Annotated in this window: 20 protein-coding genes; 15 read left to right on the top strand and 5 right to left on the bottom strand. The window is 45.3% G+C overall.

Features of this window, described 5'->3' with window-relative positions; all coding sequences use genetic code 11:
• From nuoI to JMX03_RS10730, 7 genes are all read left to right on the top strand, one after another.
• Positions 1 to 549, top strand: a complete 549-nt coding sequence (nuoI, locus tag JMX03_RS10760; protein ID WP_201596716.1) for an NADH-quinone oxidoreductase subunit NuoI — start codon at positions 1 to 3, stop codon at positions 547 to 549.
• Complete coding sequence (gene nuoJ / locus JMX03_RS10755) at positions 546 to 1,256, top strand: NADH-quinone oxidoreductase subunit J (protein ID WP_201596714.1); 711 nt, start codon at positions 546 to 548, stop codon at positions 1,254 to 1,256. Before nuoI ends, nuoJ begins: the two co-directional genes overlap by 4 nt.
• A gap of 98 nt (positions 1,257 to 1,354) precedes the next feature.
• On the top strand, positions 1,355 to 1,663 hold the full coding sequence (gene nuoK, locus JMX03_RS10750; protein ID WP_058368358.1) for an NADH-quinone oxidoreductase subunit NuoK: 309 nt from the start codon (positions 1,355 to 1,357) through the stop codon (positions 1,661 to 1,663).
• Between the two features lie 4 nt (positions 1,664 to 1,667).
• A complete protein-coding gene (gene nuoL / locus JMX03_RS10745; RefSeq protein WP_201596712.1) occupies positions 1,668 to 3,542 on the top strand; it encodes an NADH-quinone oxidoreductase subunit L in 1,875 nt (624 codons plus the stop codon).
• Between the two features lies 1 nt (position 3,543).
• Entirely contained in the window at positions 3,544 to 5,172 is a 1,629-nt protein-coding gene (nuoM, locus tag JMX03_RS10740; protein ID WP_201574111.1) for an NADH-quinone oxidoreductase subunit M, read from the top strand.
• Positions 5,173 to 5,175: 3 nt separating this feature from the next.
• Positions 5,176 to 6,654, top strand: coding sequence for an NADH-quinone oxidoreductase subunit N (locus tag JMX03_RS10735; RefSeq protein ID WP_201574112.1), 1,479 nt, complete (start codon positions 5,176 to 5,178; stop codon positions 6,652 to 6,654).
• Between the two features lie 203 nt (positions 6,655 to 6,857).
• Positions 6,858 to 7,676 carry a ferredoxin--NADP reductase gene (locus JMX03_RS10730; protein ID WP_201596709.1) on the top strand — a complete coding sequence of 273 codons (819 nt, stop codon included), beginning with the start codon at positions 6,858 to 6,860 and terminating at the stop codon, positions 7,674 to 7,676.
• A 120-nt stretch (positions 7,677 to 7,796) separates the two neighbouring features.
• On the opposite strand, the gene JMX03_RS10725 is transcribed toward JMX03_RS10730, so the two are convergent.
• Positions 7,797 to 8,588 carry a hypothetical protein gene (locus tag JMX03_RS10725; protein WP_201596707.1) on the bottom strand — a complete coding sequence of 264 codons (792 nt, stop codon included), beginning with the start codon at positions 8,586 to 8,588 and terminating at the stop codon, positions 7,797 to 7,799.
• A 458-nt stretch (positions 8,589 to 9,046) separates the two neighbouring features.
• On the opposite strand from JMX03_RS10725, the gene JMX03_RS10720 reads away from it, so the two are divergent.
• Together JMX03_RS10720 and JMX03_RS10715 are read left to right on the top strand one after the other, a co-directional pair.
• Positions 9,047 to 9,934: an energy transducer TonB gene (locus JMX03_RS10720; RefSeq protein ID WP_227695642.1), complete on the top strand. Its 888-nt coding sequence runs from the start codon at positions 9,047 to 9,049 to the stop codon at positions 9,932 to 9,934.
• 149 nt (positions 9,935 to 10,083) lie between these two features.
• Entirely contained in the window at positions 10,084 to 10,959 is an 876-nt protein-coding gene (locus tag JMX03_RS10715) for a mechanosensitive ion channel family protein (RefSeq protein ID WP_201596705.1), read from the top strand.
• A gap of 62 nt (positions 10,960 to 11,021) precedes the next feature.
• Here the strand turns inward: JMX03_RS10715 and ybeY are convergent, their stop codons facing one another.
• On the bottom strand, positions 11,022 to 11,642 hold the full coding sequence (gene ybeY, locus JMX03_RS10710) for an rRNA maturation RNase YbeY (RefSeq protein WP_201596703.1): 621 nt from the start codon (positions 11,640 to 11,642) through the stop codon (positions 11,022 to 11,024).
• A gap of 399 nt (positions 11,643 to 12,041) precedes the next feature.
• On the bottom strand, positions 12,042 to 13,133 hold the full coding sequence (locus JMX03_RS10705; RefSeq protein WP_201577100.1) for a PhoH family protein: 1,092 nt from the start codon (positions 13,131 to 13,133) through the stop codon (positions 12,042 to 12,044).
• Positions 13,134 to 13,665: 532 nt separating this feature from the next.
• On the opposite strand from JMX03_RS10705, the gene JMX03_RS10700 reads away from it, so the two are divergent.
• From JMX03_RS10700 to JMX03_RS10680, 5 genes are all read left to right on the top strand, one after another.
• On the top strand, positions 13,666 to 14,961 hold the full coding sequence (locus tag JMX03_RS10700; RefSeq protein WP_201596701.1) for an FAD-dependent monooxygenase: 1,296 nt from the start codon (positions 13,666 to 13,668) through the stop codon (positions 14,959 to 14,961).
• A 198-nt stretch (positions 14,962 to 15,159) separates the two neighbouring features.
• Positions 15,160 to 16,413, top strand: coding sequence for an FAD-dependent monooxygenase (locus JMX03_RS10695; protein ID WP_201596699.1), 1,254 nt, complete (start codon positions 15,160 to 15,162; stop codon positions 16,411 to 16,413).
• Positions 16,414 to 16,478: 65 nt separating this feature from the next.
• Complete coding sequence (locus JMX03_RS10690) at positions 16,479 to 17,093, top strand: OmpA family protein (RefSeq protein ID WP_201596697.1); 615 nt, start codon at positions 16,479 to 16,481, stop codon at positions 17,091 to 17,093.
• A 323-nt stretch (positions 17,094 to 17,416) separates the two neighbouring features.
• A complete protein-coding gene (locus tag JMX03_RS10685; RefSeq protein WP_201596695.1) occupies positions 17,417 to 18,613 on the top strand; it encodes a hypothetical protein in 1,197 nt (398 codons plus the stop codon).
• An 89-nt stretch (positions 18,614 to 18,702) separates the two neighbouring features.
• On the top strand, positions 18,703 to 19,344 hold the full coding sequence (locus JMX03_RS10680; RefSeq protein WP_201574120.1) for an OmpA family protein: 642 nt from the start codon (positions 18,703 to 18,705) through the stop codon (positions 19,342 to 19,344).
• 26 nt (positions 19,345 to 19,370) lie between these two features.
• Here the strand turns inward: JMX03_RS10680 and JMX03_RS10675 are convergent, their stop codons facing one another.
• A complete protein-coding gene (locus JMX03_RS10675) occupies positions 19,371 to 20,282 on the bottom strand; it encodes a lysine exporter LysO family protein (RefSeq protein WP_201596694.1) in 912 nt (303 codons plus the stop codon).
• Between the two features lie 121 nt (positions 20,283 to 20,403).
• Between JMX03_RS10675 and JMX03_RS10670 the strand changes: the two genes are divergently transcribed.
• Entirely contained in the window at positions 20,404 to 21,204 is an 801-nt protein-coding gene (locus tag JMX03_RS10670) for an SDR family NAD(P)-dependent oxidoreductase (protein ID WP_201596693.1), read from the top strand.
• A gap of 72 nt (positions 21,205 to 21,276) precedes the next feature.
• Here JMX03_RS10670 and JMX03_RS10665 read toward each other — a convergent pair whose 3' ends face one another.
• The gene (locus tag JMX03_RS10665; RefSeq protein WP_201596692.1) at positions 21,277 to 22,218 is read right to left on the bottom strand and encodes a phosphatidate cytidylyltransferase; all 942 of its coding nucleotides are present in this window, start codon (positions 22,216 to 22,218) and stop codon (positions 21,277 to 21,279) included.
• Positions 22,219 to 22,235 lie beyond the last annotated feature (17 nt).

Here is a 22,235-nt window from a genome sequence, read left to right as displayed (position 1 = left end):
ATGTTAACTTCGATAAAAAAGATAGTAATAGGCATGTTTACCATTGTTCGCAGCATGTGGATGGTGAACAGTCATGCGATTCGTCCACGAGATACGATTCTTTACCCTGAAGTACCCGTACCCGTACCGCCACGGTTTCGCGGACGTATTGTCCTCACTCGTGACCCTGATGGGGATGAACGCTGCGTCGCTTGTAACCTATGTGCAGTGGCCTGTCCAGTTGGCTGTATTTCGCTACAAAAAGCGGAGCGTGATGATGGACGTTGGTACCCAGAGTTTTTCCGTATTAACTTCTCGCGCTGTATTTTTTGCGGGATGTGTGAAGAAGCTTGCCCAACGACGGCCATTCAAATGACCCCTGACTTTGAGATGGGCGAATACGTGCGTCAAGATCTGGTCTACGAAAAAGAGCATCTGCTGATTTCAGGACCAGGTAAATATCCTGATTATAACTATTATCGCGTGACAGGTATGGCGGTAGCGGACAAACCAAAAGGTTTAGCGCAGAATGAAGCTGAGCCTGTGGATCTAAGGAGCTTGCTACCATGATGACTATCTTAAATAGCCCAGATTTGACAGGGTTTTATGCACTGGCGGCAGTGGCTATCTTTGCCAGTTTGCGCGTGGTCATTCATGCCAATCCAGTACATGCCATCTTATCGATGATCGTGTCACTGTTGGCCATATCTGGCATATTTTTTATATTGGGTGCGCCTTTTGCTGGTGCGCTTGAGATTGTGGTATACGCTGGCGCGATTATGGTGCTGTTTGTTTTCGTTATCATGATGCTCAATCTGGGTATGGCTAACGATGCCCGTGAAGAGCGCTGGCTTGATGCCAAGACTTGGGCGCTGCCGACAGGGCTGACGATTGTTATCGCGGTTGTGCTCTATGCGATGATCGGTCTCAATCATGACGAGGCTGCTGTTATTGGTGGAACGACGGTGTCTGCCAAAGCAGTGGGTACAGTCTTATTTACCAAATATGTGCTGCTAGTAGAAGTGGCTGCATTATTGTTACTCGCGGCACTGGTCGCAGCCTATCATTTAGGCAAAGAGTCTATAGATGATGAGGTTATCGGAAACGATAGTCAGGATTTCCAGCCAAGTATTGGCAGTATGAGCGAATATGACAATAGCAGTGCTACCGACGCTGTGGAAATGGCAGAACCCTACGAATATAAAGATGTAGATCCACATGACTATGTGGGTATGCAGGTAGGTACGCAGAAAGCTACGCGCAAGGAGTCAGACTGATGGTACTAGCAGCAAGCGTGGCACAAGAGGTGTCAAATGTGCCGTTTGCCCATGAGGTTGCAGGCTTAGTACAGCCTGCTGCTGAGGCGCAGAGTGTATTGGGTATGATACCTATGAGCCATGGATTGATATTGGCAGGTATCTTATTTGCAATTGGTCTGTGCGGTGTGATGGTCAGACGTAACTTTTTATTCATGCTGATGAGCCTTGAGATCATGATGAATGCGGCAGCTTTGGCGTTCGTGGTGGCAGGCAGCCGCTGGGTCGACCCAGATGGACAGATTATGTTTATCTTTATTTTGACCTTGGCGGCCGCTGAAGCAGCCATTGGCTTAGCAATATTATTGCAGTTTTATCATAAGCGTGGGCATCTCGATGTCGATAGCGCCAATGAGATGAAAGGATGATGTCATGAGTTTATTACCATTAACCTTTATACTCCCGCTCATTGGCTTTTTGATCTTAGCCTTTATGCGCGACAGGTTAACTGAACAGGCGGCAGCGATGGTTGGTGTTGGTAGCATGGGGCTATCAGCGCTATGTACATTGGTTGCCAGCTATACCTTTTTGAGCACACATCCCGCAGGTACGGTCGTACAAGTGCCACTGTGGACATGGTTTCAAGTGGGAGACTTTGCGCCAAGCTTTGGGCTCAGCTTTGATGGCTTAGCCTTGACCATGACAGGTGTGATTACTGGCGTGGGCTTTTTGATTCATTTGTTTGCTGCTTGGTACATGAAGGGTGATAAGGGTTTTGCCCGTTTCTTTAGCTATATGAATTTGTTCGTCGCCAGTATGTTATTGCTGGTGCTCGCGGATGATTTGTTACTGCTATATCTTGGTTGGGAAGGTGTGGGTATTTGTTCGTACTTGCTGATTGGTTTTTATTTTGAAGACAGAGCCAATGGCCGTGCGGCGATGAAAGCCTTTACCGTGACCCGTATCGGCGATGTGTTTTTGGCGTTTGGTCTATTCTTACTGTTCCGTGAGTTTGGCACGCTGAATATCCAAGAGATCATCACCCGTGCGCCTGAGGTGTTCGATGTGAATAATCCAACGATGATCCTAACCACCATGATGCTTGTTGGTGGAGCAATGGGTAAGTCGGCACAGATTCCACTACATACGTGGCTTGCTGATGCGATGGCAGGTCCAACGCCAGTATCAGCGTTGATTCACGCGGCAACGATGGTTACCGCAGGTGTTTATTTAATCGCGCGCCTACATCCATTGTTTATTTTGACCCCAGGTATTTTGTTGTACTGGGTCGGTGCTGTGGGTGCCTTGACGCTGGTGGTCGCTGGATTTTGTGCGTTGGTACAGACAGACATTAAGCGCATTTTAGCGTATTCGACCATGAGTCAAATCGGCTATATGTTCTTAGCATTGGGCGTGGGGGCATGGCAAGGCGCTGTCTTCCATCTGATGACTCACGCGTTCTTTAAGGCCTTATTGTTCTTATCTTCAGGTGCGGTCATTCTTGCCGTGCATCATGAGCAAAACATTTTCAAGATGGGCGGACTGCGTAAGAAAATACCGTTAGTATTCTGGTGTTATATCGTCGGTGGCGGCGCGCTTGCAGCGATACCTTGGGTAACGGTTGGCTTTTATTCAAAAGAAGCCATCCTTTGGGAAGCGTTTGCGACGGGTCATCAAGTCTTATTTTATATGGGGGTATTCGGTGCATTCTTAACTGCCATTTATACCATCCGTATGATTTGGATTATCTTTTTTGGTGAAGAAAAAACCCCAGCGCACAAGCTATCTGGCGTGTCGTATTGGTTGCCGCTTACGGTGTTACTCGTGCTATCAACCGCCGTAGGGGCGTGGATTACACCGCCATTACAAGGCGTGTTGCCAGAAAGCGTTGGGCATCTATTAGAAGTGGCCAACCAAGCCGATGACAAACATACGGCCGAATATATCGCTATGGGTGCGATGCTAGCAGGACTAATATTGGCAGCGCTATTTTATGTAGTTGATAAGGGCCGGATGCTCTCACGCTTTAAGCAGACGCGAATCGGTGGGGCGCTATACCATTGGTGCTATCACGGTATGGGCTTTGACGCTTTATACGATTTGGTATTTGTAAAACCCTTCTTGTTGATTGGCCGTTTATTTAAAGCCGACCCTGTTGATAAGACGTGGAATATATTGCCAATGTTGGCGTCAGCAGGTAATAAAGCCTTGTCTGCAACGCAAACTGGGTCACTTCGAGGTTATGCTGCAAGCTTTGGCTTGGGAGTAGCTGTATTGCTGGTGCTGGTAATGATTACGGTGGTGTAAAATGATTGAGTTACAACAAACGTGGATGCTACCGGCATTGATTGCTATTCCGTTTATTGCCGGATTGCTATGTTGGTTGGTTGAGCGCTTTAATAAGCGCCTACCACGGTGGATTGCCTTAATTGGTATGATGTTGACCTTTGGGCTGTCTATGGTGCTTTGGCAGTATGGCGACTTTGCTGGCATGAGTAAGCAAGTGATTGCGCCTGCAGCGGCGGTGCCTTGGATTGCTGAATTTAGTGTGCCGTGGATACCAAGCTTCGGTATCAGCTTTCACTTAGCGCTAGATGGTCTGTCGCTAATGATGGTTGCATTGACAGGGCTGCTTGGTGTCGCTGCCGTTGCGTGTTCATGGAATGAAATCCAGCGCCGTGTTGGCTTCTTTCATCTGAACTTGCTATGGAGCTTAGGCGGCGTTATTGGTGTTTTCTTAGCCATTGACCTGTTTTTATTCTTCTTCTTTTGGGAGATGATGCTGGTTCCTATCTACTTCTTGATTGCCATTTGGGGTCATGATGTCGTTGGTGGTAAGACAAAAGAATACGCAGCAACTAAGTTCTTTATTTATACCCAAGCTTCTGGGCTTATTATGCTCATTGGCGTGTTGTTATTAGTGCTGTTCAGCTACGCTAATAGCGGTGTGGTGAGCTTTAACTATAATGACTTGCTCGGTACGCCACTTGGCGGCTGGGAATATCCGATCATGCTGTGCTTCTTTATCGGCTTTGCCGTCAAGTTGCCAGTTATGCCGTTCCACGGTTGGTTACCTGATGCACATGCGCAGGCACCAACAGCAGGTTCGGTGGATTTGGCAGGGGTGCTGATTAAGACAGCTGCCTATGGTTTGATTCGTTTTGTGCTGCCGTTATTTCCTGCAGCATCGCAAGAGTTTGCACCGATTGCCATCACTTTGGGCACCATTGGTATTTTTTATGGCGCATGGCTCGCCTTTATGCAAACAGACATGAAGCGTCTATTGGCCTATACCAGTATCTCGCACATGGGTTTTGTGGTGTTGGCGATTTATGCGGGTACTTTACTCAGCCTACAAGGCTTGATGATCCAAATGCTAGCACATGGTCTTAGCTCAGCCGCGCTGTTCATCATGGCAGGTCAGCTCTATGAGCGCTTGCATACTCGTGACCTGACCTTGATGGGCGGTATGTGGGGGCAGTTCCGTTACTACGCGCCTATGCTGATGTTCTTTAGTGCCGCGTTGCTAGGTATTCCTGGTACTGGTAACTTCATCGGTGAGTTCATGATTTTGTTTGGTGCGTTTGCGCAGTATCCCGTATTTGTGGTGCTAGCGACGTTTAGTTTGGTACTAGCAGGTCTGTACTCATTAATATTGATTTACCGTGCGCTATTTGGTGCCAATAACATTGAAGCAGTGGCACTGCATGAGACCAAGTCGCATGGCTTACCACCGCGTAGAGTGAAAGATTTGGGTAAGCGCGAGCTGTCATTATTATTGATGTTGGCAGCAGGGCTAGTATGGCTCGGACTGTATCCGCAGCCGTTTTTGGATACATCAAGTCACGCTATGCAGTGGATCAATAATGCATATATTTACAGTCAGGTGACGCAGGTCGATATGTCGCCGTTACTTGATGCAATGGAGGCACGTTAAGTCATGAATGAATTTACGATGAATGATTTGATGGGGTTAATGCCTTATGCGCCGATCATTGCAGTAGCGATTACGTCTTTATTGGCCATGATTGCTATCACTATTAAGCGCTCACATTTTGTCACTGCTACCATCAGTGTTTTGGGTCTGAACGTCGGCCTGTTTACCTTGATTGGACAGATCACGGGTGTGATAAGTAGTGGCTCAGTAGTGCCAAACGCTGAGCAGCTATTTGTGATTGATAGCTTTGCCAAGTTTAATATGGTGGTTATCTTTATCTGTGCCTTGGCTTGCTGTACCTTGGCATACGCCTATTTGGCAAATCTTAAAGATAATAAGGACGAGCTGTATTTGCTGCTATTGTTATCGACGACTGGTGCTTTATTAATGGTATCAGCGCAGCATATGGCGGCATTCTTTATGAGTCTTGAGCTGCTTTCTATACCGCTATACGGCTTGCTGTCTTATACCTTTTTGCGCAGCCGCTCTTTGGAGTCAGGTCTTAAGTATTTGGTGCTCTCAGCGACCGCCTCTGCAACTATCTTAATGGGTATGGCGTTTATTTATGCTCAGGTTGGCTCACTGGCATTCAAGCCGATTAGCCTGGTGCTAGGCAGTATGTTTGAGTCGCCACTGCTGATACTAGGGGCAGCACTTATGCTGTTTGGGGTTGCTTTCAAACTGTCTGCGGCACCCTTTCATGCATGGACACCAGATGTCTATGAAGGCGCACCCGCTCCTATAGCGACTTACTTAGCTTCGGTGTCTAAAGTGGCGATGATGGCACTGGCAGTGCGTTTTTTAATTGATAGCGCTTTGTTGGCATTGCCGTCGGTACAAATGCTACTGATGGTTATGGCAACCTTGTCTATCCTAGTTGGTAACTTATTGGCTGTCCGTCAGACCAACCTTAAGCGCCTATTAGGGTATTCTTCCATTGCCCATATGGGTTACGTATTGATTGTCATTGTCAGTATTGGTGCTGCCGCTGATAGCATCTCTAGCATGTATATGGCAGCTTATGCCTTGACCTCTGTTGGTGCTTTTGGCGTCGTAACGCTGATGTCGAGTCCTTATCGTCAATCTGGTGAAGCGGATGATTTATCACACTATCAAGGGCTATTTTGGCGTCGTCCGGTGATTACCGCGGTGATGACCATTATGATGTTGTCCTTAGCGGGTATTCCACTGACAGCAGGCTTTATTACTAAGCTGTTTGCGATTTTAGCCGCTGTGCAAGGAACCAACTGGTTCTTAGCAGCGATGATTATCTTGGGCAGTGCCATCGGTCTGTTCTATTACCTGCGCGTGATGCTGACATTGTTTAAACGTCCTAAGCAGTTTATTGAGTTTGATGTAGCAGGGCAGTGGGGCATTCGTATGGGCGGGCTCATGGTGATTGGTGTCACCATAGTGATTATCTACTTTGGTGTACTGCCAAATAGCTTGATCGTTTGGTCAGGTATGGCGCGTATTTGGTAACACAAGCCGTATAAGAAGCCGTATAGAGATAGGATAAGTAACGGCTAACGATGTGGGTTACTTATCCGCTGTTACTGTTAGAAAACCAAGATGCGCCAAGTTTATGCTAAGCTTGGCGCATCTTTTGGTTTGTATCCTTTAAAAACTTATAAAAACAACCATCAATAAAAGACTATTAATAAAAATGAGAGTGATTAATTATTATGAGTGACAATATTCAAAAAGTAACGGTGCTGAACAAAACCACATGGACACCAGGCTTGTTTAGTTTTACGGTTACCCGTCCAGACAGCTTTAAGTTTACTGCTGGTCAGTTCGTGCGTTTGGGTGTCAATCCCAGTCAATTACAACACTATAAAGCTCAAGATGTCGCATTGGACGACTCCTTGAATGAAGATATCTACCGTGCGTATTCTATTGTGTCTTCGCCTTTTGACGAGGTGCTAGAGTTCTTCTCGATTGTCATTCCTGATGGGGCGTTTACCTCGCAGTTGCAGCATTTGCAAGTCGGTGATGAGTTACTATTGAATACTATGCCATTTGGGTTTTTGACCTTAGCACGTTATCAAAAGCCATTGCCCAAGGATTTGTGGTTGCTAGCCACAGGGACAGGGTTGGCGCCGTTTTTGTCGATGCTACAAGATCTACAAACTTGGGAGGATTACGAACACATCGTACTTGCCTACAGTGCACGGTCGAAGGAAGAGCTTGCCTATCTCGAATTGATTAAAACCTTGCAAGAAGATTTTGGCTCATTGGTCGACAATCCAGCCAAATTGATATTTGTCCCAATCGTCACCCGCGAGCCGATGGCAGATGCCTTAACTGAGCGCTTACCAAAGTTGCTGGTTAATGGTAAGTTAGAAGAGCGTGCAGGTATCAAGCTAGATATAGACAGCGCCCATGTAATGCTATGTGGCAACCCTGAGATGGTAGAAGATACCAAAGAGACGCTCAAAGATCTGGGGCTAGTCATGAATCGCCGCGGTGAAGGCAATATCGCTGTAGAGAACTATTGGTAAGCTAAAAATTACTGCTAAACGTATGGCTATATTCAAACGGCCACAAAAAACGCCGCTACCTTCATTTAAGGCAGCGGCGTTTTCATTCGTTAGAGCAATAATCGCCCCTGTGTTTGGCTATTAGACTTGGCTTGGTTTGGCCGCATCAGCGATTGGGTTGATAGGACCTTTCATGAGCTCAGGTTCATCTTCGCTCGCGTCATCTTCAGTAATAATATCATCGATGCTACTGGCACCTATCAAGTCACGGTAGTTTACCTGTGTTTTTAGCACCAGCTGTTCTTCTTCGAGCTCACCATAATTAACCTGTACTTTGTGTAAGCCACTCATGATTTTTTTATTCTTTTTTAGCCAACGATTAATATCAAGGTAGATAATCTCTTCTTTTGCGCGGGCTATATTGATATAAGTCAGAATGAAGCCTAACGGATCTTTTTTGAGCACGCTATGATAAAACCAAATAAAAAGCTTGATGCCTTGGCGTTTAATAAATGACTCGCAGCGTAAGTTGAGTACGTCAGTATAAGTCTGCTGACCAAAAACAAAGCGCTGTACGTTACGATCGAGCTGCACGTGCACGAGACTAAAGTTACTGGCGACTTCAGCATAAATACCTGCAATATTTAAGGTACAGTACAAGCGGAACCAATCGTCATGCAGCTCAACGCGTAGCTCCAAGATAGCTCCGACATTATCAGTGACGAACTTTTGCAAGGCATCATTGACGTAGGTTTGGGCAACTGGTAAAGCCAGCTCATCATCGAGCTTATCAATGCTTCTGTCATAGAGCTTTTTGATGGTTTGGCTTAAGCTCTCCCAGCCATCGCTAAATGACTCGCTAAAGCGATAGCCAAGATTATCAGTGAAGTCATCAAAGTTATCGAAGTTGCGCAAACTGGTTATCCTTATCATTATAGGGTGTCAATACTAAGTAGGGGTTCAACACCCTAAAATAGTATATAGCAAAACAGCGTAGCGAAAAGCTAAGGGCGTCATATTGTAGCAAATAAACCAACCAACATAACCAGTAGAGTTGATTTGAATCAGACATTGGTCATGTTGTAGTCAGTTGAAAATAAAACTGTTATCTAAATTTAAACGCCCTACTGGTACAAATTTTACTTGCGTGCTGCGTTCACAGAGGCTACGCAACATTCATCCCAGTAGCGCTAGGTTCTTTTTACAGTGCGTCGACTATATGATGACGTCGAAAATAGTATATTTCAAAGCAAGGCTCGAGTATCAGACGTAGCTTGAAAGAGCAGTCATTATTGCAACTGCCATTATGAGTGTGAACCATGTAAAATAGCAGCCAATTATCAAGATCAAGGCGATGGCCGCCATACTTATGCTGAAAGTTGAGACCCATTGTGGCCCATATTAAAGACTCCCAAAGCTATCACTTTTCTGCGCAAGCACCAAAGCGCGATTTTAGCATGCCTGTCGCTATTATCATTGCCTTAGTGGTGCACGTGGTGATCATTTTTGGCGTGAGCTTTTCTATGGGCAAAGATCCTGCAGCGTTGATGCAAGATGTTGCCAAGGCTTTGACTGATAATATGAAGCCCAATGAAGATGCGCACTATATCGCCAATGCTTCACAAGAAGGCGGCGGTTCGGTACTTCAAAAAGTAAGACAAGAAAGTGCGCAAACCAGCCCATTGACTGCAGAGCAAATCAGCGAAACCCAAGATGTGATCAATATGCAGCGTAAGGTGCGTCAGCAGCGCTACCAAGAAAGCTATTTGCGTACGACCTTGAGTTGGCGTCAAGCGACCGTAGAGTCTGATAACGACAGCAAACAAGCGCAAGATGACATGCAAGCGCAAGAAGAGCGCCTGCGTAAGCAGATTGCAACTTTAGAGGCGCAGCTATCACAGCGCCAACAAGTCTATGCCACCAAGTCTAAAGTCGTCACCGTGGATAGCAACTCAACCACGCGCGGGGCAGCAGCGGACTATATTGAAACCTTTCGTGAGCATGTCGAGCGTATCGGTAACTTACACTATCCGGTACAGGCACGGGCGCAGGGAATCACTGGCGAAGTGCGCCTGATGGTCATTATCAGTAATGATGGGAATATTAAAGCCATTCGCCTGCTAGAAAGCTCAGGCTCAACGATATTAGACGAAGCTGCGAAGCAATCAGTACGACAAGCCGCACCTTTTGGTAAGTTTACCGAAGACATGAGTGATATTGTCGAGCTGCGTCTGATACGTACCTATCGTTACAGCGACAAAGTAGATGTGACTTATTAAGTATAAGTTACTAAAATACGAACAACCCAAAACGATGCTTGCGTTAAAATGCTCAACCATTAGAGTGATGATCGACATTCGATTGTGACGTCAAACCAGATAGCCAATCAAGCTATCAAGTCAATCAAGCTATAAAATAAAGAGTCAGTATGGAATTTTTAGGTTTTACAGTAGATGTTGCTACCCTTACCAGTAACGCATTCAGCTTAGTTATTAAGATTGCTCTAGCGATATTGATATTCGTGGTAGGGCGTTGGCTTGCCAAAAAAGCAGTCACGTTCGCTCACGGTATTATGTTGCGTAGCCACTTAGATGATACCGTCGCTAACTTCTTAGGTCGCTTGTTATATGGCGTATTGTTAGTCGTGGTTGCTCTAGCAGCCCTTAGCAAAGTTGGCGTGCAGACCACGTCAGTCGTCGCTATATTGGGTGGCGCCGCGGTAGCCATTGGTCTGTCATTAAAGGATCAGCTGTCAAACTTCGCGGCTGGCATTATGATTGTGACCTTCCGCCCGTTTGTACGCGGTGATTATGTTCAAATCAGTAGCTACACAGGGACAGTGACAGAGATTACCTTAATCAACACCCACCTGACGACGATTAACAATCACGACATCATCATCCCTAACAGCGATATCACCACCTCAGCCGTCACCAACTATACCGCGCTGCCCAACCGCCGCGTCGATATCACGGTCGGTATTGGCTACGATGCGGATATTAAGGTCGCCAAAAACGTCATGCTCAGCTTGGCAAAGAACAATCCACTGGCCTTTACCGACCCTGAGCCTATCGTGCGTGTCACCAATCTGGGCGATAACTCAGTAGATCTGACCTTAAACGTTTGGACGACCAATGCCGACTGGTGGACGATGCAATGCGATTTGCTAGAGCAGTTCAAGCATGCGCTGGATGATGAGAAGATTGAGATTCCATTCCCGCAGCGTAGTGTCCATGTCAAAGGACTGGATCAGATGATTAACCAAATGGGTCAGTCACAAAAACTGCCCATGGCCAAAGACTAATCACCTTAAAAAGACTGGCTATCTTAAATGATTGGCTAGGTAAAAAACTGGCTACATCAAACTTAAGCGTTGGGAAGATAGGGGTTTGGTAGATGTAAACCTGCCAAAATCTCAATTTCAAAGCTTTCCATCTCATCTTGCTCAGCCTGTCCGAGCTCATGATCAAAACCCAATAGATGCAGCACACCATGTACCAGTAAATGGCTGATGTGCTGTACTACTGTTTTTTCCTGTTCCGCGGCTTCTCGCACCACCACTGCATGACAGATAATTAGCTCACCCAGTGGCAACGTCGGCATCAGCTCTATGGTGGAGGCAGGCAAGTCGCTTGGGTAAGATAAAATATTGGTCGCATAATCCTTGCCACGTGCTTCCAGATTCAACTCGCGACCTTCGCTTTCATCAGTGATATATATATCCAGCGCTTTAGGTTTCTTTTGCCACAGCTCAGGATTGATGTCGGCAAAGTAGGGTAACGTGAGACCGTTTTTGATGCGCTCATTCATATAATCAAGTGTCGCCCTCATGATTGGCAAGAGACTGTCTTCACCATAAAAACTGTCGACCAAAGTATTATCAATACTGTCAGTTGCGCTAATGTCGAGTGCCGCTAAACTGGCATTGTTATTATTGACACTACTAGCGATTTCATCCGCTGTTTTATTATTGTTAGGTTGATTCATATTTTTATCCTATTAAGAATTTTGAGTCTGATTAAGCCTTGCTGTCTTTAATCTTTAATTATCTTGTTAAAGCTACTATAGCAGCTGAGGTAATGTTAAGATCAAAACTTATATTGATTGCCCCATTTTTAAATATCTAAATGTATTGGTGTAGGCTGTGGTTGGTGGCGAAGTGCTGCAAACTATCTTACAGAAATTCTATTTAAAGAATTTCTCTTGCGAAACTAAAATTGCAGTGCAATTTTTTAACGTTTCTCAGGGCTAAAGCCACAGCCTAGGGTAGTCCATATAAGTTGCTAGTTGAGTAGGTACTACTCTTATATATGGTACTTAGCAAAAAAACCGGATTACGAGCAGTAATCCGGTTTTCTGATTTCAAAACTAGCGTGCGACAGTTAGCTATAACTTAGCGGCCGCATCAGCGACTGCTTGTTTGCGCTCTTGCTCCTTCATACGCTCAAACTTACGTTTTTCTTGTAGCGCTACTTGCTCCTCATCAAACACATCATAGGCTTCGACGATTTTTTGTACCAGCTGATGGCGTACCACATCTTTTGAATCAAACTTGGTGATATGAATCTCTTCAATATCACTTAAGATATCCATCGCTTGTGCCAGACCTGACTTATGACCGCGTGGCAGGTCGACCTGAGTGATGTCACCAGTGATGACAGCGCGTGACCCAAAGCCTAAGCGTGTCAAAAACATTTTCATCTGTTCAGGCGTAGTATTCTGCGCCTCATCCAAGATCACAAACGAGTTGTTCAAAGTCCGCCCTCGCATGTACGCAAGTGGCGCAACCTCAATGATCTGACGCTCTAGCATTTTTCCGACCTTCTCAAAACCTATCATCTCGTATAGCGCATCGTACAAAGGACGTAAATATGGATCAATCTTTTGCGTCAAGTCGCCAGGCAAAAATCCTAGCTTCTCGCCTGCTTCTACCGCAGGGCGCACCAGTAAGATACGCTCAATCTCATTGCGCTCAAGCATGTCGACCGCACAAGCGACTGCCAAGTAGGTCTTACCAGTACCAGCAGGGCCAATACCGAATGACACATCAGAGCTCAGCACGTTTTTTACATAACGCTGTTGATTGCCACCACGCGGGATGATTTTACCTTTGCGCGTACGCAAACTTACGGGCGTAAAGTCACTTGCCGAATCCAAATCATTGGCGTCTTCTTTACTATCCGTGACCTGCTCATCGTCTTCTACGTCTTCATCACGTGAGATGCTTGATTGAATGATAAGGTGTAACTCTGCTGCACTGATATCTTTTGAATTTTGGGTTTCGTCAACGAGCTTATATATGATACGTTCGCCGCGCTCAACATCCCTTATATCACCGCTAAGGCAAAAGTCGCCTTGACGCTGGCTTATCTTAATATTGAGACGTTCTTGAATGTATTTCATGTGATTATTATATTCGCCAAGCACGGTTTTGAGCTGTGCTGGGGTCAGTGATTCAAACTTTATACGGCGGCTCATGGAGTCAGTCAAGCGATTATCCTTATATTAGGTGCCCGCTACTATTGGTAGGTTTTAATAGGTGAGCGGGCTTAATAGATAAAATAAAATAGTCAGTAAGGGTTTATAGCTTTTAGAAAATAAAAGTAAAAATGACGGAAAAATAGTTATTGATTATATGGGTGATGACAAGTAAACATCTTACTTCCATTATGGTTGATAGTTTTTAAATTTCAAGCCATAGACAGAGGTGGATAGTTTTGTTTTGTATGACGATTGCAATCCTGGAGTTTGCTACTCCTGCTATCAATACTTTGCTTTGTGACCATAAGGGGTCCTAAAGGTTGAGTCAGCGTTATACCTATAGTGAAGGACACGGAAGTTTGCGCAATTTGTGGTAATCTATGGCTTATATTATAACGGCCAATAACTCAGCTTAGAGCACGCATCAAATGATAAATATTATAAAATAAAGGTAGTTTTGAGCAGCTATTCACCGTCTATCGTAAGCAATCTCAACAAATCGCAGTAGAAATAATAATTGGGAATAATAATGATGCAAAACACTGATTCAGATTTATCAAATGTAGGAAAAAAAGCGGCAATCACCGAGCAGCAGGTGCTGATCGCTGGTGGTGGTCACGTGGGCTTATCTTTTGCATTGTTGCTTGCGCATCATGGTATTGCCAGTACCTTGCTAGAAAAGATGAGCTATCCAAAAATCAGCCCAAATGATGATAGTACGCGTAGCCATTATTTAGACAGTCGAAATACGGCATTATCACGACGCACGGTACAGATTTATCAAGAGATTGGGCTATGGGATGAGCTGCAAAGTCATGCTTGTCGCATTGATGCGGTACAGATCAGTGAGCAAGGCAGCTTTGGGCGCGCGCAGTTAAACAAAGCTGAGGAGCAAGTCGACTCATTTGGACAAGTCATGGAAAATGCGTGGCTAGGGCGCAAGCTATTACTGGCCGCACAGCAAGAACCACTGATTACTTTGATTGACAATGCCAATGTCATCGATGTACAACAAACGGATGGGGTGACGCTCAGCTTTAGCTACTATGGTGAAGAGGAGCATGAGCAGCAATTGCAAGCCAGCGTTTTGGTCGCTTGTGACGGTCGCGACTCTACAGTGCGTCAGTTATTGGATATCGGCACTACGACTTATGACTATCAGCAAACCGCTATCGTTGGCGTGGTAGAGACGGATAAGCCTCACGAGCACATCGCCATTGAGCGTTTTAGTCCAGCAGGCCCGCTTGCTGTGTTGCCATTGACCGATCCAGAAGGGGATGGCAATAATGACTATCAAAACGGCTATCGCCGATCGGTAGTCTGGGTCTGTCCAACGGGTGAAGAAAATAAATATTTAGACGATGATGCGCATTTTCTGGCGACTTTGCAACAGGCGTTTGGTCAGCGTGCTGGCAAGTTTGTCGCTGCCGGTCGCCGCGGTGCTTATCCATTGACACGCGTGCTGGCAGACAAGCAGGCAGATGGTCGCTGCGTCATCATGGGCAACGCAGCTCATACTTTGCACCCTGTGGCGGGTCAGGGCTTCAACCTATGTATGCGTGATGCGCATGTCCTGGCGCAGATGATGAGTGCGCAAGTACTTAAGGGCGCAGATATTGGTGATCCGCAGTTATTAAAACGCTATGAAAAAGCGCGTCTAAGCGATCAAAAACGTGTCATCCGCTTTTGTGATGCCGTCGTACATGGCTTTACGCATCCGAACCCAGCGGTAAAGCTGGCACGTAACGTGGCTTTGGTTGCCTTTGATAAATTACCAAACATTAAGCCATTAGTCGCTAACTATGCAATGGGCTTAAAATCATAGTATTGATAACTGATATTATGCAAAACCATCATGTTTGGCGCTCGGTAATCATTTGTCTCGCTGGCTGTACAGTAGTTCCAGAGGCTGTGCCAAATAATTTCCGAGCGCTTTAGAGATATTAAATCCGTGTTAATGTGTAATTTCAGTTGATAATAAGCGTTCTAGCCTGACAAGCGTTCTAACATTGAGAGATAACTTATGAAAAACAACCATACGCTCATTATTGGCAGCGGTATCGTCGGTGCGACGCTGGCTCTAAAACTGGCGCAAGCCAAAATGCCCGTGACTTTGATTGATGCACGGCCTGCACGTGATGAGTTAGGGTGGCAAGCAGTACTAAGCAGGCGCGATGCCCGTGTTTATGCGCTTAGCCTAGCCAGTATAAACTTACTCAAAGACGTGGGCGCTTGGCAAAAGATTGCGCTATCTGGGCGTAAGGCCGACTATTCACAAATGCAGGTATGGCAACTGAACGGTATGGGCGAGCTATTATTTGGTGATAGTGAAAGCAGTACGCCAGAACTGCTTGGGAGCATGGTTGAGCCTGCAGTTATTGAGTATGCATTATCGCAGCGTCTCTCTGAGGATGATGTCAGTGACTATCTGACCGTCATCGCTGGGCAAAAAGTAGTCGATATGGATTGGTTGGGGACAGAACAAGGCTACCGCGTGACGTTAGAGGAGGGTGCGGTTATTGATGCGCGTCTGTTAGTCGGTGCGGATGGCCGCGGCTCGTTTGTGCGCCAGCAGGCAGGAATTGAGCTGGATACGCTTGATTATAAGCAAACGGCGATTTGTTGTGCCATTCAAACCGACAAGCCGCACCGAGCGACTGCTCGGCAAGCCATGCTACCTACTGGGACGCTAGCGTTATTACCGTTAGCCGATATCACTGATGAGGACAAGGCCAATCCACAACATTGGCAGTCGATTGTATGGACACTGCCACGCAACCAAGCATTGGCATTGTTGGAAGAAACGCCGCGCTATATCGCTGATAAATTGGCTGCTGCCAGCAATTATGAGCTGGGTGCTATCCGCGACATTGAATCAATCGCCAGCTTTCCATTAGCAGCGCAGCAAGCAAAAAGCTACGTCGCGGATAACTTAGTATTAATCGGTGATGCGGCACATGGCGTGCATCCGCTGGCAGGTCAGGGGCTGAATTTGGGCATGCTCGATGTGAAGGCATTAAGTGAACAACTCACCCATGACTATGCGCGCAGTGGCAACAAACTGTGGGGTACGAACCAAACCTTGCGTAGCTATGAGCGTCTGCGTCGTCCGCATAATAGCATGATGATGCACAGTTTTTCGGCGCTTAATTGGCTGTTTGCAGGCTCGCTTGCTCAAATGCGTCCCATCCAACAACTTCGCAATGAAGGTATGTATCGCGTCAGCAAAATTAAACCCTTGATGCGCCTGTTTGCCAAGCAGGCAAGTGGGGTCTAGGGTGTTTTTCTTAAAAAGATACGTTAGATATAGTGTGATTTACTATCACTAATTAGGAATACTCTATGACTAAGTTTGGAGCAACAAAAGTCACTATTGCTTTATTAATTATAGGCTTAGTATCAGGATGTCAATCAGCGACTGTAGGCAATAGTATTAGCCAAGAAACTTTAGTGCCTTCCACCTGCATAGCTGAGCCGCCACCTGTTGATAAAAATGGTAAACCTATGACGGTGACTTTGGAGGATATGTTATCCATGGAGTTGCGAGTATTTTTCGATAGAGATAGCGCTGAAATAAAAGATAAGTACGTTTCAGAGTTAAACAAGATTATAGAGTTCGCGGCTCGCTGTTCTAATCTGACGCTTTTTGTCCAAGGCCATACTTCTAAAATCGAACAACAATCCGTTGATAACAAGGTTGCACATATCAAAGACTCGTCTCAGCAATTAATACCTGTCTCATTAGCAGGTGCTCGCGCGCAAAGTATCAAAGACTATTTGGTTAATCTTGGCTTGCCAGCAAATAGAGTCCGAACCTTTAATTGTAGTTCTGATGATCCAATTGCTCGTAATGATACTGAGGAGGGTGCAACCATGAATCAGCGAGTATTTGGTTGGATATCAGCGCGAGATAGATACAATGATACTTTAGTAAACTGTAAAGAAATTTTAGAATAAAATGGCAAAGATAGGCTTGGTGTACGCATTTGGTTGAAATCAACGCTTTAAAAGTTTATTAAACGAGTTTTCTACTGTACATGAGGATACTGTTAAACTTGCAGACTTTGGTCTAACGGTGAATATAGAAGATTGGGTCTTATGGCAATAATATGAATTGATGCAGAGAAAACAAGAAGCTATAAATAGAGAACCGCCACTTGCAAAAGCAGAGGTTACGGTCATATTGATATCTATATTACCATATAAAAATAAGGCATGTTATATTTTTTAGCAAACACACAAAAAATTACTATGAATATTGAGAGTAAAAGGCAAAACCCATGCTCATCCCCAAATACTGGGCGCAGTATAAGCAGCGCTTTAAATCATCGGCAACCTCTGATAGCGCAGTTAAGCAAGCCACCATCAAGCGTTATGGCTGGTCAGATATCAGTCAAAGCGAAGCATTAAACCATGCTAGAACGCGTGTGACTGAGGCGCATAATCGTTGGCTGGCAGGTGAGGATATCGTACGCCGTGAACGCAGGGAAGAGTATAACGCAAGTAACGGCATTCCCATTCGTGAGCAAATCATCTCTGAGCAAACTTTTCCTAGCTCAGATTTATCTGACAGCTCATCATACCAAACGCAGGTTATCACTACGCGTAATAGCTATGGCGCGCAGGTCGCTAACGTTGATAACATCGCCATCATTGATGTCGATAATGATGAATTATTGCACCACAATTATCCTGATAGCTATGGTAGTCATGGCTATATGACTGTATTAATAAGCAATCAAAGCCAGCCTTCGCCGAAGTTAAAAGTGTGGTTTTTTGTACTGGTGTTTATACTTATCGCCAGTGTCATCGCTTGGCTCGGATTGTCATGGTTATGGCTATTGGTGGTTATGATTGGTGTGACTGCTTATTTGTGGCAACAAGCCAGCCAAAGAGACAAAGCACGCGCGCAAAAATATGCTGATGATATCGCCTCGTTGCTGCCTTATATGACTGAGCGACTACAAAAGCGAGTTGTCAAACATCCAAAAGAGCGCTTCCGTTTGTATGAGACGCCTGCAGGCTTTCGCATTATTGCCACTCACGATACCATCGCGCCAAGTGATGAGTTAGTAGCAGAGTGGTTTGAGTACTTCCATGCCGATGACAATTATGTGCGTCTGAGTCAGGCACAGCAGTGCTTTCGAGCGCGGCTCACTGCCAAGCCGTGGCGCATGGCTGAGGTCAACGAACAGCGTATGTTGGAAAAAAGCATCCCTGCTAAAGAGTTTTGGTTCGCTGATGATGGCAGCCCTGAATTCAGTTATGATAATGCACAACAGGCTGCTTTAACTGCACGCAAGCAGTGGGTTGCTGATTATGAGAGCTTTGCAAAAGGCTATCGCGCTTGCCGTTATATTGAGAGTTTTAAAGGTAGGGAAGTTGGTAATAGCGAACCCGCGCCAGCTGCTATCAGTGATTTTATTGAGTGGCATGATAGGGTTTGTCAGGTAGAAAAAGAGCTAGTGATGGCTTAAAACGTATATTTTTGCAAAATTGTTACGTAGCCGCTAGTCATTGGGCATAACTTAGATCAGGATTTTTACTACATTAGGGAAGATAAACAATGACTACGAAACTGAAATTCTACAGCATTTTTTTGTTAGCAGCATCTATAACTCTAACCGGCTGCCAGACTATTACAATCGCATCGTCTAAAGATGTACCCCAATATGAAAATATCAGAACAATGCAAGCAGAGATTGATTCAGATGGTGATGGCGTTCCTGATAAATTAGATCAGTGCCCAAATACGCCAGAAAACGTAATGGTAGATGACAGAGGCTGCCCTTTTACGATGCCTGGGGTAGGTCTAAAAATGGAATATCGTGCCTTTTTTGCCAAGGGCAGCAGTGAGTTATCAAAAGAGTATCAGCTTGAGCTTGATAGAGTAGCAACAAAAATGAAGGAGTATGATACGTCCACTTTTAGAATCGAAGCCCATACTTCAGAAGATGAAGTTAATGGAGGGTTAAATTCTTTAGCCAAAAATAGAGCGCTGATGATCAAAAACTACTTACTACTAAAGCATCAAATTGACGCTGATCGTTTAAGTACTTTTGATTGCGGTGATGACGCGCCTATTGCATCTTCTGATACTGAAGAGGGTAAAGCCATGAATCGCCGAGTTTATGGACTAGCTATGGAGCCTGAAATAGCCTACAACTATCCAGACGACTCAAATTCAAATATATGTATCGAGTTTTAAGTAATAGCTAATTATTTAAATTATACTTACCCCAACGCCGAAAACACTACCATCAGAATTGGCGAGACGATATTAATAATAAAGCCAAAGCTAATCGCCAGTGGCACGACTTTTAGACCACCAGATTGTTGAATAATAGGCAGGGTAAAGTCAAGACTGGTCGCGCCGCCAAGACCGACCGCAGCTGATGGATATTTGCGCATAAAGACGGGAATAAATATCAATGCAAAAAACTCACGTACCAAGTCATTAAATAGCGCCACACTGCCCCAAACGGCACCATAAGCATCGGTCATGATAATCGCTGATAGTGAATACCAACCAAACCCTGATGCCAGTGCCAAGCCTTTTGTCCATGACACATCGCTGAACATCAGCGCAAAGATCAGCCCGCCAACCAATATCGAGAGGGTAAAGATAATACTCATCTCAACGCCGCGTTTATTGAGCAGCACTTCTTTGAGGGTAATCCCTGAGCCTTTTAACCCAATACCGACCAGCAGTATTAATATCATCAGCATAGCCGTCATGGTGTTGTCAGGTGGCATATAATCTACTGGCAAGAAGTAGCCAATCACCATGCCAATCACCACACAAATCACTTGTGCCAAGCTGCCACGGATACTGACGCGATGCTCTTTAGACTTGACGCTCGGCTTCTTTGCCTGCCATGGACGCCAGTAATCAAAAAGCATAAGCGCAAACAGGCCACTACCAATCGTCAAAATCGATAGGATAGTGACATAAAGGGCGATTTCGCCTATTTGACTACCCAGACCTTCGACCTGTGACAGCTCAATACCGATGAGAGTTAAGATGACATAAACCAAATAAGACAGACCCTTATCGGCAAGCTTAGTCATTTTGGGATTAGAAGGGATGGCAAAGCCAATAAACATTGGCATTAATACCAGAACAAGGGTAACTAGGCTTTCCATGGTCGGCAGACTCGTCAGTTTTTAACAAGCCGACGATTGTATCATATCAAGGTGGAATTACAGCTGATAAAAGCGGCCATAACTCCCAAATCAGCATTGTAAGGATAAAGCCATTAATACTATGAATGATAAAAAGAATAATCGAGCGCACGTGATTGTCATTGGCGGCACCAGTGGGCTAGGATTGGCGCTTGCTTTAGCGCACCAGCAGTTGGGCTGGCAAGTGAGTGTTGTCGGTCATAATCAGGCCAAAATTGATCGTATCAATGCTCAGCATCCTGATATCACCACTCATCACTGTGATTTGACGGATTTTACCCAGCGCCAAACGTTACTGAATACATTGTCAGCTAGCCAGTTTCAGCGACTTATCTATAGTGCAGGCAGTTATTTCAATGAGCGTGTACAGCAGCTTGATAAAGCGACCAGTACTCAGATGCTGGCCATCAATCTGCAGGCCTTTGAGTATGTCTTTATGTGGGCAAGTGCACAGTTAATGCAGCAGGTTGAAGCAAATACAGGAGTGGGTTCCATAAAGCCAAGCCTTGTCTGTATCGCCTCAATTGCGGGTATCATCGACTATCCTTACTCGAGCCTTTATGCAAAGAGTAAGCGCGCAATGATCGCGACTGCCAGTGCCTATCGCTGTGCTCTCGCTCCTTACGATATCCAAGTGACTTGCATTGCCTCAGGCTATATCGATACTCAAGCATTACGTGATTTAAATGGGGGTGATGCCAGTCATAAGCCTTTTATCATCAGCATCCAAACTGCCGTTAGATACACGATGCAGGCGCTTGCCGATGATGTTGGGTTGGCAGTGTTTCCGCGCTCAATGCGCTATATCACTCGCGCACTTAACCAGTTGCCCAAACCCATGTTAAATTGGTTGCTACGGAGCAAACTTGATAAAAGCCTTTAGTGGTTGTCGGTTTTTTATGATGCATTGATTAAAGTCCGTCTTGGCTAGACTTATTTATATCCAAAAGCCTGCCTAACCTAGAGCCCAATACAATAGGGTAAATAAAGGCACGCCAATCAGTAAGCTATCTATTCTATCAAGCACGCCACCATGTCCCGCCAATAAAGTACCAGTATCTTTTACCCCGTGTTGACGTTTGAACGCTGATTCTAATAAGTCGCCAGTGATACCGCTGACTGCGAGCATATAGGCGGCAAGCAGGCATACCCACCAGCTAAACGGCGTCAACCAAATTCCCAGTAATGTTGCCAAGAGGGCGGATAACAAACTCCCAAAGACAGCGCCTTCAATACTTTTATTGGGGCTTATTTTGGGTGCAAGACCACGTTTGAATAATCTACCTTTGAGCAGCTTGCCGCATAAATATTGCGCGATATCATTAAACTGACTGGCAAATAATACGAACAGTAACACGCCGTATTGTTCACGATGCCACGTTAATTGCTGCAAAAAAACCAAACTGACAATGAGTAAAATGAAGGCGACGCTAAATAATGCATCTAAAATATTCAGATAGATATAGGGTTGAAGGTTGTCTTGCAGGTCGGTGTGATGTTCTTCTGAGCGATATTTTTCTGTGCCATGTCTTTGGGGAATAGCGAAGGCTAACGTATGCGCTTGTAGTCCGCGCGCTTGGAGCTTGCTAATCAGTCGCGCTTTACTCTCAGAGCGCCAAAGACGGCTAACCTCATAGCTACCACGCAGCCCAATGACAATGAAAAAAGCAGCGAGGAGCCATTGATAAGGATGCTGATTATCGATGAATTGACTCTTATCAGATATCTTGGCAAGCAGATAGCAGCTACAGAGCAGTGCTAGCATCCACCACCATGAGCGTGCAATCAGATAAATGGTGGGCAAACGAGCACGCAAACGCGGCAGAGCAAGCATGCTCCAAACCATACTAACGATGGTCATCAGTCCGATCACAAATAGCGTATCTGTAGCTATCATGGTTAGGCTCTGGTCAA

The organism is Psychrobacter fulvigenes (assembly GCF_904846155.1).
Taxonomy (GTDB): domain Bacteria; phylum Pseudomonadota; class Gammaproteobacteria; order Pseudomonadales; family Moraxellaceae; genus Psychrobacter; species Psychrobacter fulvigenes.
This window is presented reverse-complemented; position numbering and strand designations above follow the sequence as displayed.